This window comes from Chryseobacterium sp. DZ-32, assembly GCF_059587025.1.
Genome location: NZ_JCAIOM010000021.1, coordinates 41,353 through 53,476, shown reverse-complemented (window position 1 = coordinate 53,476; position 12,124 = coordinate 41,353). Strand labels below are relative to the sequence as shown.

Here is a 12,124-nt window from a genome sequence, read left to right as displayed (position 1 = left end):
ATCTTATCCTCACCGCAATAGATAGCAGGTAGTATTTTCACTAATGATCTGTAATTTTTTAGCTATATCTCTACAAATTTCGTGTAAAATTTGACTTAATAATTGCAATATAATTCATTTATTATTAATTAAATTGAGTATGCATGTATAAGCTTTGTAAATTAATTTGTACAATAGTTATTGATTACAAAAACAAACTTAAATTGCTATTAAAGCTGTAAAGAGGTAGATGTCTGAATTTTCCAGGCAGATGCTTTCTGGTTGTCAAACGTTCGTTTTATACCATAATTGGCTTCAATCCCTATCCTAAATCTTTTGTAAGGTTGAAAAATAAGGTTAAGGCTCATATGGTAAAGAATTTTTGTCATATCGGTCGGAATAAAATCTTTACCACCAACCTTTGAATAGCTAGCAAAAGCAACAGAACTCCATTTTGGGTTCCACCAATGTTCATAAATTCCAACTACGTTAAATAACCGCAGTGTTTCTAGAAGGTTCTTATGAGCAGGGTCAGGTACCGCATCATACTTCTCTCCGTTCAGATCAGCATTGTAGGTAGCTATTCCGTTTCCAAAAGAACTTTCAAAGCTGAAAATATTTCTTTCATCGTATCTTAATTTTCCTGACATCATAGCACCCCAGCCTGCAATAGTACAGGTCTTGTAATTATCTCCCATATTTTCTTTCATAGCATAGCTGATAGGCATAATAATAGCCCCTGCTTTAATATAGCTTCTTTCATCTCCATACCTGTACACTCCTGATAATGACGGAAGTATAGCTCTTTTTCTCCATCCCAGATAATTATTTGAAGGAAGAGAAATACTTGGAGTATTGGGATCCTCGAGAGATAACGAGAGCGTTTCCTTTTTTGAAAAATGAGTACTATAGCTTACCTGTATTCTACGGGAATACAGTAATCCACTAGGCCCGTTGAAGTCAAAAATATTGGGAAAAATTTCAGTATCAGAAAAGTTACTTGCTGTCTGTCCGATTGTCAATCCTTTCCAACGGATAAAACCATGCTTAAATCTTGGTGCTGTCGCTCCGTTCTTACCGTAAAAATCTATTTCAAGATAAGAATAAAAGGAATTTTCTTTAGTAGTACTCTCTTTCTTTATTTCTAATCCTATCGTGGTCTGTTTCATACTGAAATATCCCCTTGCATCATCACGCTGAGGAACTTCTATGGCTTGCGGAACAAAGCCGTCAGCCGCACTCATATTTTGAAACGTAATTCCATAGTTTGCTTGTAAAAGAAGTTTTAAGGAAACTTCAAATTCATTATCAGCAGTTTGTGTTTTGGTGAGAACAATTTGTGCTGGAGCTTTTATATAAATAATTGCCATAATAAACAAGATTAGAGATCTTTGTATTTTTTTCATCGTAATATTGTGTTTTGTGTAAACTTTCGCAAGTTTTTGTAGTCTTATTTTTCCGGATTGAATATTTATTTTTTTAGTTAATACTGAATTAAACACCTATAGAAAAACAAATTTATACTGTTATCCTTATGTGAATCATGATTGAAGTCAGCTTTTTGTTCACATATTAATAATTGAAATATTACTAGAAAATATCAAAAGTTAAATCTATAAAAGCTTCTCCTAAGGGGAAGCTTTACATAAATGAAAAGCCTCAATAATTGGAAGGTCCAGTCAATTGGGCTTGAATAAGTATAACAGTTACATGTTCAAAAGGTTTTTTCTCATATCCTATTCTTTCGTGTCATCTAATTGATACGATTCAAGGGCAAAAAACATAGCCCCGGATACAATCTTTAAACCTTCTCTTATTTGGTAGTCTAGATAATCCTTTTATTAAAAGAAGTCCTAAATCATAAGTCAGGTTAAAAGCATGGTACTGACTTAATGCTATCAAACTACTTTTATCTGAAATCTGAGCTATAAGATACTGATATCACGTATTATAATTACCTCTGCTTTCTCCCATACATTCATCGTTTTTGATCTGGAGATCCGGTTTTTCTGAAGGTATAACCTTTCCCTTGCAAGCTATCGCAAAACAAGAATAGATTTTTCCTTTTGATTCTTTTATTGGTAAAGCATATCTGGTTATACCTATGGACCAATCCGTTTTATAAAGAGAAGCAACTTCTAAGGCATTGTTTGGCAATCTGACGGAAGACACAATTATATTGCTGGGCCTCATCTTTATTCACGGAAGGAAGGTGTACTTTTTCATTCAATGTAAGCAATTATTCCTCCTTTAAAAGGACCAGAAAACGTCTTTCATCTAAGAGAAAAAAAAACTGTAAAAATCCAGCGGTGGAAACTGTTTCGCCGGATGAAAGAAGATATTCTCGTATTACTTGAATAAGTTTTCCAGTTCCATCATAAAGCAAACCATTGATTTGATCGGTAACTGATCAGCTTCGGTAATTTGATGTTTTTTAAAATGATTTGATGTTTTTATTAATAATTATCTTATTGTGTGTTTTAAACAGCCAAACTATCTAAATAGACGTGATCCCTATAATAGTCAAAATGTAATTTCCATTGAAATAAAACAACCTTCTGATGTTTTATTAATATAAAATCAGGCTTATCATTCTAAAGTTCTACTTTGTATTAAGGATTTTATTGATGGTGCATCGGGATAAAAATAAAGTAGCTTTCTCAAAATGAGAAAGCCACTTCCTGAAATTAAACTTATAGAGAAATAAATATTATATTTTTGCGGGGGCTCCGTACTGCTACTGAAAGTAAAATATAAATGTTTTTGCATAAATCTTCATTTAATTCAATGACAATCAGTGCAGCTACGGACTATGCTCCCTTATAATGGTCACCACTTCTTAAGACAGGGAGTTACAAATTTATATAGGAACTTTGTGTTTTTAATTCAAATAAATCATGGTAGTCTTAAGTTGTCGTAACAAAATATATCTATAGTTAAACATGGTTATAAGTTAAAATATAATGAAGATTTCGGATATATTGTTAAGTATTTCAATATTGAAGTAACTATCAAAAAATTTTATATTCTCATTTGACTTTTTAGTTTTTTTAAAGTGCGGCAAATTTCTTTGCCGCACAGGTTTGAATGAAGAAACAAACCCTATAATAGCCTGTTAATGTGCTAGTCAATACCAATCAATAGAATTTATTCTTAAACACACTTATAAACAATCCAGCAACTTTTTAAATCACATAGGGAGGATTACTTAAATCTTGATGAACAAAGCAGCTGCAAACTCCTGCAGTATCTGCATTTTTAAGGGAATTACCCCGTCCTCGTCACCCAAGAAATGATTAATCCCGTTACTTGTAATATCTAAAGTAGGCCTAACAACCACATTGTTGGCCATTATTTGTACATAAGACAGAGCATCAAAAAATAGTAGGAGTAATAAATACATTTTTTTCATTTGTTAAATATTGTAATGACTATTTGTTAATATATTATGAAAAGTAGATTTCTTTCTTCAGTATATATTTACGTTCGGATAAAAAAATCATAATATACTATCTCATAAAAATTCTCCTTTATGTAATATTATAGGTTACGTTTTCACTATTGATGTTATAAATACTTTAGCAAATTTAACACTTCATTAGTAAATAAAATACTGATTATTAGTAGTATTATCACTATAAATTTATAGTTTTTTATCTAAAACAATTATTAATAAATATTAGTTTTTGATTGACATTAAAATCTAAATACTACTACATATAAGAATATCCGATGGGTCCGAATTAAATTTATTTTTACCAGATATACTATTGAGAATGAAAACCATTTTATATCTTACGGACTTTTACTATGAGGCTAAAGGAAGAGCCTACTACAAAGAAGATCTATATATTACATCAAAATTGAAAAATAACTTTAATATACTGATCGGCCATCCACATCAAGTAAATTCTTATCTGGAATATGGAGATATCATTATTTTCAGAAATACAGGATCTGTGATGAATTATGAACCTTATTTCAAAGAATTTATCGACAATGTTAAAAAGAGAAATCTTTTAACATTCAATTCATTTGATGGAAAAGGTGATCAGAAAGGAAAAGATTATTTACTGAAACTGACAAAGGATAATTTCCCAGTTATTCCTACTGTAGAAAATAGAGATGAACTGCACAGACTGGGAACTCCTGGAAGCTATATGGTTAAAATGAAGAATGGTGCAGATTCAACAGGTCAGGAAAAAGTGAACAATAAATATATTCATACCACAGAACTTAATGGTAAGATTATACAACCCTTTATTGATTTTAAATATGAAATCTCTTTTGTTTATCTCAATGATCGGTTTCAATATGCTTTATATGCACCGGAAAAAAATAAGAGGTGGGAGCTTATTGAATATTTTCCCTCAGCCAGGGAAATTGCATTTGCAGATCAATTCATTAATTGGAATAACCTTAAAAGAGGGATTACAAGAGTAGATGTCTGCTGTCTTTCTGATGGTTCTCTTCTCCTTGTTGAATTAGAAGACCTTAATCCTTATCTTTCCTTGGAAATACTGCCTAAAACTAAACAGGACAGATTCATCAAAAACTGGGTAGAGATATTAGATATTATGTAGATAAACGGGATGTTTTACTCAATAGCCAGATAGAGAGTAAAAAATAAATCTGACTTATTGCGCCGGATTCTTAATAAAATTAATATATCATTCAGACCTGTTATTAAAAAAATACATCTTCGAGCAAGATAATGAATAATAATTTTAAGGTCTGTAAACAAACTTATAAAGAACCTTTTTGTCATGAATTCTGAGACGGCAGTAATAAATCTAAAAAATGCAGTAATTAAACTACAAACCTATATCTTGTAATGATACATTTACCTTGATTTTATTGTTATATACTACACTGAGAGCTTTAATAGCGATGCAGCTCCTAAAAATCCGAAACTTTCTAAAAAATTCAGTAAATGATTGTTACATCTTTAATCCGGAACACCATAGAATTTTGATGTTCCAATAACTCATAAATTTCCGTGGAAGTAATCATAGTCGACTCAGGAATAATATTTCCGCTAATATACAATGATTATATACTAAACAAGTTTTAAAAGTTAAAATTACTTGGATAACCGTATCTTTATTCGTATCAATAGTTAAAAAATCTGTTCATCTTTTTGCATTGTATTGATGGCTTGTATTCTTTCACGGGTAAGTGTCAGTCAATAGCCAGTAACAAATGTTTTCGTATTCCAGACACTTGAATAACTATGTAATTTCTAGTTCATTGCTAATCACCAGAAATTATTTAAGTATACTTTTCATTAGAATACACTTTAATTAAAAACACATATACCCAAGTAGAAGAAGTAGAGAATACTTAAAAAAAGCTTCCCATTAGGGAAGCTTAAACACTAAAAAAAGCCCTTATAATTAATGATGAATCCTAACCATAAGGAATAATGTAAATATAATATCTGAAAATATGAAAAATTATGAGTAGGATCAGTTTATATAGTTAATAAAGGATAAAATAATCTCAGCAAAAAATTGAATAATACAGTACTTCTCCGCGAAAAAGGACAACTGTGACGCATCTAAATGCGGCTAATGAAGTCTGCGATTCAACTGTACAAGGGGATTTACAAATCTTTCTTTGTCGTGATATCGGAATTTTTTGATCTATACAAGCCAAAATCAAATATTCTGAATCTTGATTTAAAATAACTTACTACATGCCATTTATTAAAGAGATGTGACTGATGTCAGCGTATAACCCAAAGGTCTGAACATCTCCTCATTCATATATTGGTTTGGAAATCTCATTTACCATCCCACCTGTAAGGTAGAAAATAATATAATTATTGAATGATCCGCATCGCAGAGTATTTTCAAACGAGAATAAGCAGAGTTTGCTTTTTCAGTGGGCACCATATCTACTCAATTACAATAAAGAAAAATAAAGATTTAGTTTACGGAGCTATTTGTCAATCTGCATCACTTTACATTTATAAATAAAAAATCAAATAAATTTAATCTTCTTAAAAATAAACCTGAAAAGAGATATAATAATGATTAAAATATATAAACTTAAAATATCAGATACAGCATCAAGTTGGATTTAATAATTTTGTTTCCATTATTATTTGCGGGGCTCCGTGCTGCCACTGAAAAGAAATATAAATGTTTGTACAATTCTTCATTCTATTCCAAAATTATCAACGGCAGTTACGGCAATGCACCCTAATTATTGTTACCATATCTTAAGACAGACATTAAGATTTTCTATAGAAAATTGTGTTTTTAATATAACTTAACTTGTAGTCTTCATGGTTATCTCAAGCAGTTGTAACAACATATTATTTATTAGTATAATTAATCTGTAAACTATCATCGGCTTTCTCAATGAGCTGATAAAAAGTGCGGCAAGTATATTTCATTGCCGCACAGGGTCAGAAAACTTAAAAAACACTTTTTTAAAAGGATAATAATCTATGATTCAATAATTAATACAACTTCTCTAAAGATAGGTAATAAATACATTTTTCTCATTTGTTAAATCATTGTAATGGCTATTTGTTAATAAATATATTTGTGTAAATTCGATTTCTTTCTTCAGCTTTATACATTTAAATTTGGATCAACATCATAATATCCATCTCTTGAAAATTCCCTTCCATGTAGTATGCAGATTAACATTTCAATATTGCTGTTATAGTAAAGAAATTATTTACATCAGATCTTCAACAAATTTAACAATTCATTAGTAGATACAATACTGATTATTAGTCATATTATTACTATAAAATAGTAGTTTTTTATCTAAAGTAATCATCAATAAGATATTCAGTTTTGGACTTACATTAAAATCTAAATACTGCAACTCATAAGAATATCAAATAGTTCTGAATTACATTTATTTTTACCAGATATACCTTTTTAAGAGTTGAATATTTCCCCCAGTTGGGAAAATTACATTTGCAGATTAATTATCAAATATAATAACATTAAGAAAAGGATTAAAGAATAGATGTCTACTGTCTTTCTGATGGTTCTCTTCTTTTTGTTGAATTGGAAGGCCTTAATCCTTATCTGTCTTTAGAAGATTATCTAAAATAATACAGAATAAATTCATTAGCACCTAGTTAGAAAGATTAAATACAATGTAGATAGAAAAGGTTGAAAGAATAAAGAAATCCGGCAAAATGAGCCAGATTTTTAATAAAATAATATATCATTGTTAAAAAGACACATCTTGGATCAAGATAAATGGATAATAATTGTCAGGTCTGTGAACAAATTTATAAGCAAACTTTTTATTCCTGAATACCAAGACATATTCCCTCTCATTTTCTTTATTAATATTCTTGGAAACACCTCCTCCATGCATTCTGTAGTAACAGTGAACTTTATTGATAAATTTAAATTTCCTTTTTTCATATAATCCCATATAGGACTTTGATCTTCTGCAATTTTTAAAGTTAGTCTAATACAATCTGCATTAGACAATTGAAAAAATATCAGTCGTTATTTCTGATCTTTTCGTTATCTTGAATATGGATCGGAATAAGGTTTTCATCGAATTTACAATTTAAAACAGTGATCAGATCCGATAGTATCTTTTATGACCTTTATTGAAGCATCTGTAAAACAGTCGTCCAGAATAATTGCTTCCCAGTTATGGTAAGTTTGATTGATTAGAGAATCATAACAACTTTTAAAACTTACCGTTATTATGGTTAGCTATAAGAATAGAAAATTTCATGATCTGGCATTAGATTTAGAACAAAAGTATTGACAATTTACTCGTAGCAGAGACCTTCTACATTGTAGTATTTTTGCTAATTATTTATAGTTTTTTAACTATAAATAAAAATCATTCCATACTTATAATTTCTTAAGATTATTATATTATATCTCAATTTGGTGAAAATATTTAATTTTTAAATTCATACTAAAAAAGTAAAGTAGTACCTGGAATACCGCTTCAAATATATATTTACAAAACGTTCAATAAAATGACATAGCTTTTCTCTACAGAAAAAATCATTCATTGAATAATTTACCTTAATTACATACACTGTAAATTACAAATATCAACATGAGCATAAATAACTAATATTCAAGATATTAACTCCTTTAAATAGAAATAACCTATTTGTTTTTTGCAGTTTTTTAATTATTTTTGAATAATATTTATCACCCAAACTTTTTTCGTGAATAGCGTATCATAATGTAAGCTGAATAGTTTTAATCAGAATCAAAACTGACGTGATCGTGTAACCGGTATATGAAATATGCTGGCTATTTCTAACTTCAATATCAAAAAATACTAATCATGGATTATAATCAGGCATTAAACCACAAAAAAGAAATTCTAAAAAGTTTGGAAGAATTAAGGAATTACAGTCCTTCAGAAATTATGATTCTCCCCTCAAAAGCAGAGGATTTCCAAAGATATATGAATGAATACAGGAAAGATCCTAAAAGATTTAATGATCAGTCCTGTATTAAATTTTCAACAGACAACAAATATATGGTGTATAGAATGTGTGAAGACCAAATCCTCAATTGCAGATAAAATTGTTTTAACCAATTGTCATTTTTGATAATTGACGATATGCAAAATCAATCAAACGAAAGGATTATTAAATGGCTAGAAATGTTCTGCTGAAGACAATAAAATAATACATTACATTCCTCTTGCAGTTCAAATATTATTATAACTAACTTTATCACTTCTTTTAGAAATGAACTTAATGAGAGCCTTGGTAAATCTCAAAATAAGGTTGAGAATTTGATTTTGTCGGGAAATGAATGTTGTCTCATTTTTGTTAAAAAATGTATTATTGTTAAAAAACACGACTTTATAAATTTTCACAACAGTTAATGGACAAATGTACCAGATTACCACCTCCGGGATAAACTGCAAAATATTTTGGATTACCCCGGTTAGCATCAAAGTAAATGCTTAGTCCGTCCGGTTTTCGCGGATGAGGATGATTCTCAATGAAATATTGTTTTCCATCCAGCTCTATGATAATCTTGTAAGTTGTTAAAACCATCTGATTTCCATCTCTGTCAAAAACAATAACTTTGTCAAATGGAATATTATTCACAAATTGATTTACATTTTTCATATATTAATTTTTTAATTGAACATAAATTAGGATAAAACCTAATATTGATAAATGATTCAGAGTATTATTTCAGAATAATTCTAAATTTCCCGATCTGGCTTCCAGAAGCCATTAAACTTTTTTGTATTACAATACTGTAATCTCCTACCTTGTTAAGCTCATATTCAAAGTCTTTTCCAAAAGGACCGTCAATACTTCGTTGATTCAGCTCAATGTTATTAAAGCGGATATTATCCTGCCCAGACTCCGGAATAATACGTCCGGATATTTTAGTTCTTCTGATGTTTCTCAAGTGTAGCACCAACTTCTGATTTTCATTAGTCAGTTCTTCATGAATTTCAATAGGAAATTGATGCATATCTACAATACGGGTAATAACTGCATTAGTAACCGTTCTTTCAGCTTCCTGACTTTTAACGGCTTTAAGTGTATCGGTTATGGGAATATTTTGTATTACCGAATGATAAGATATTCCTGTGTTCCCTGATTTATTTGAACAAGATAGAAACAGTAAACCTGATAGAAGAAAAATACATGGTTTTAGCATAAAATCGATTTTTTGCATTAATATAATGATGTTAACATCTCTGATTTTTTGGATCTGTGATTTTACCCTTCTTTAGCATTTTCTAATGCTACAAATACATGCTTCCTCTACTTATTAAATGACAGAAATATTATTTTTATGTTTGGTGTTAGACTTAAAAGAAAATAAATCCGGCAAAGGTTTTACCCAATACCGGATAATGAGAAACAAATAATTCAGATTTAAATATTCCAAATGTTTTTGATGATGAAATATTCTTTAAAAACTTATTACAAAGCTAAAAAGATATTTTCCATATTTCGTTTAAACATACTCGTATTATTACGAATAAACTATAGTTTTTAAACTAACAAAATATAGCATAATAGAGGAGTAAAATTAGAATGCTGGTCTAGAATTAACCATTACAAATAATAATGGCATAATATCATATCTTTTTCATGAATCTTATTGCTATCTTATTTAATAATCTCCAATACTTTTCATCAGTGTTTCAGCAAGTAAACTCGCCATCGCAATAATAACAGTAGTAATATGTTTTTGAAATTTCACTCGGAAATCCAAGGATGTACCAACTCATACCGAAAACACCACCCAGTTTTTCAATCTGAAAAACATGATGGGAGCCACATCGGGTACACACCGGATTTGATACCTCAATCCCTATTTTAGGATCTTCTGTATGTTCCTTTTCCAGGATATGTATGGCATCCTCAACATCAACATCAAAAACCTGTAGTTGTATTCCACCACCAGTCTTCGAGAGCATCCAATCAGCATTAAAAAGATTCTCGTTACCTATAAAACAGTTAATTCCGTTTTTTTCCAACAATTGCTTGTCTTCTCTGGCATTGCTAATTTGTCTGTAAAATTTAATACTGATCAATCTGGACATATGCTAATATATATATATGAAACAAGTATGAGCCACAATACAGATAAGATCGTTGCAGGTAAAAGTTTTGAAAATAGCAGCTCTATAGACATAATGACCTTTCATTCTGTTAGGTCTATATTCATTAATTTAATTGCAGCCTTACTGTAATCCTATAAAACGTTCGATTCTTACCAGAGGCTAAAGTCCGATGATAAATAACCTCAGCACAACCAACAGGTTAATAAAAAATTTTTCCATTCCTGATGGTAACAATCTTATCCTTCTCCATTTTTTTTAATGTTCTGATAACCGTTTCCTCACAGAGACCGGTCAGACAGGCAATCTGTTTCCTGGTTAGCGGTATCTTGAAAGAATAAATGAATTTCTTTTTCTGAAAACTTTTTAGATAATCCAGCAGCCCCCTGATTTTAACCACAGGGCTTAGAGAAGTAAGATACTTCTTAATAATACATTCATCATACATTCCATGAGAAAGGTTCTTTACCATAACTGATAATAATTCAGTACTCTGCCCTACTAATTCAAGAAACGCCTGTTTGGGGAGTCTTACAATACTACTTTGTGTAACAGTCTCAGCATTCATCGGATATGGCTTTTCAGCAAATAGTGTATATTCACCAAAACTTTGTCCATCTGAAAATATATTGTGAATGAACTCTTTTCCTTCTTCTTTGTAGCTGTTTAGCTTTACTTTGCCATTTATTATCTGATAATAATAAAAAGGAAATTCATCTTCACAAAAAATCAATTCATTTGGTTTATAATACCTAATTTCACCTTTTGCTAAAAGCAAATCTTCGTCTATTATCATACTACTCCTTTTAAAAAAGTTGAATAAAATTACTTAGGTTATAGTTTTGTAATACTATCAAGCTTCGATACTATAAGAAAGCCAGCTATGAAAGTATATTCTTTGTTCCTTGAACATATATACGATTAAACAAGCAAAATAAACCTACTGATATAGCAGATCTGCTTCATATTTCAGCATTCCCGGAAATGCCGTGTATCTGGAGAATCATACAGATATAAGAATCATTGTATCAGATACCACAATACTGCAATAAAGAATTAATAATTAGATTATTAACAGAACAAATGTAAAAAGTTCATTTTTAAAATTCTACTCATTCAAGGTCGTATTATCACTAAAAAAATGTAATTTTTTAACTAATCAGGCTAAGGAACCGCTGATTATTATAAAGAGAAAAAAGTTATAGTAAGCCTCAGATTTTCTTAATAAACGAAACGTATTCATTTATTCTACATCATGCTTTTCACAGTGTCCTTTATTCGTAACGGAAATTTTACCACCCGTACCGCAATGGCATGTGCTTTTTTCCGTGAGAACCTTGTGATTGTTAATACAAGTGTCCTTCGCCGTATTCTCCCACTTTGCAATGACAGGAATACATTTTATTTTGGTAACGGTGCAAATTCCAAAGGAACCAATATTGATTTCTGTCTGTTTATCTTCTTCCGTAGCAATTAACTTATTATCGGCTTGATAAAAGCAATTGCTTGTAACCTTCAGCAGTGAAGGTGTTACTCCTTTATCACATAATAAAGAAGCTCTCTCTGTAATGATCTCTGGCAT

10 protein-coding genes are annotated in these 12,124 nt (G+C 30.2%); 2 read left to right on the top strand and 8 right to left on the bottom strand.

What is annotated here, in order from left to right; translation table 11 throughout:
- Nucleotides 1-209: 209 nt before the first annotated feature.
- Both AC59HC_RS19800 and AC59HC_RS19795 read right to left on the bottom strand, forming a co-directional pair.
- On the bottom strand, nt 210-1,349 hold the full coding sequence (locus AC59HC_RS19800) for a DcaP family trimeric outer membrane transporter (RefSeq protein WP_496559212.1): 1,140 nt from the start codon (nt 1,347-1,349) through the stop codon (nt 210-212).
- A gap of 1,838 nt (nt 1,350-3,187) precedes the next feature.
- On the bottom strand, nt 3,188-3,382 hold the full coding sequence (locus AC59HC_RS19795) for a hypothetical protein (protein ID WP_142718456.1): 195 nt from the start codon (nt 3,380-3,382) through the stop codon (nt 3,188-3,190).
- A gap of 373 nt (nt 3,383-3,755) precedes the next feature.
- Here AC59HC_RS19795 and AC59HC_RS19790 point away from each other — a divergent pair, with 373 nt between their 5' ends.
- Entirely contained in the window at nt 3,756-4,562 is an 807-nt protein-coding gene (locus AC59HC_RS19790; RefSeq protein WP_142718457.1) for a hypothetical protein, read from the top strand.
- A gap of 2,964 nt (nt 4,563-7,526) precedes the next feature.
- On the opposite strand, the gene AC59HC_RS19785 is transcribed toward AC59HC_RS19790, so the two are convergent.
- Nucleotides 7,527-7,604 (bottom strand): hypothetical protein, encoded by a 78-nt coding sequence (locus AC59HC_RS19785; RefSeq protein ID WP_496559222.1) that lies wholly within the window; start codon nt 7,602-7,604, stop codon nt 7,527-7,529.
- Between the two features lie 676 nt (nt 7,605-8,280).
- Between AC59HC_RS19785 and AC59HC_RS19780 the strand changes: the two genes are divergently transcribed.
- Nucleotides 8,281-8,523, top strand: coding sequence for a hypothetical protein (locus AC59HC_RS19780; RefSeq protein ID WP_142718458.1), 243 nt, complete (start codon nt 8,281-8,283; stop codon nt 8,521-8,523).
- Between the two features lie 286 nt (nt 8,524-8,809).
- Here AC59HC_RS19780 and AC59HC_RS19775 read toward each other — a convergent pair whose 3' ends face one another.
- The 5 genes from AC59HC_RS19775 to AC59HC_RS19755 form a co-directional block, all read right to left on the bottom strand.
- The gene (locus AC59HC_RS19775; RefSeq protein ID WP_142718459.1) at nt 8,810-9,082 is read right to left on the bottom strand and encodes a hypothetical protein; all 273 of its coding nucleotides are present in this window, start codon (nt 9,080-9,082) and stop codon (nt 8,810-8,812) included.
- Between the two features lie 64 nt (nt 9,083-9,146).
- The gene (locus AC59HC_RS19770; protein WP_228451559.1) at nt 9,147-9,629 is read right to left on the bottom strand and encodes a hypothetical protein; all 483 of its coding nucleotides are present in this window, start codon (nt 9,627-9,629) and stop codon (nt 9,147-9,149) included.
- Between the two features lie 493 nt (nt 9,630-10,122).
- Complete coding sequence (locus tag AC59HC_RS19765; RefSeq protein ID WP_185149914.1) at nt 10,123-10,524, bottom strand: putative signal transducing protein; 402 nt, start codon at nt 10,522-10,524, stop codon at nt 10,123-10,125.
- A gap of 220 nt (nt 10,525-10,744) precedes the next feature.
- Complete coding sequence (locus tag AC59HC_RS19760) at nt 10,745-11,338, bottom strand: Crp/Fnr family transcriptional regulator (protein WP_142718461.1); 594 nt, start codon at nt 11,336-11,338, stop codon at nt 10,745-10,747.
- Nucleotides 11,339-11,785: 447 nt separating this feature from the next.
- The gene (locus tag AC59HC_RS19755) at nt 11,786-12,124 is read right to left on the bottom strand and encodes a DUF4280 domain-containing protein (protein ID WP_142718462.1); all 339 of its coding nucleotides are present in this window, start codon (nt 12,122-12,124) and stop codon (nt 11,786-11,788) included.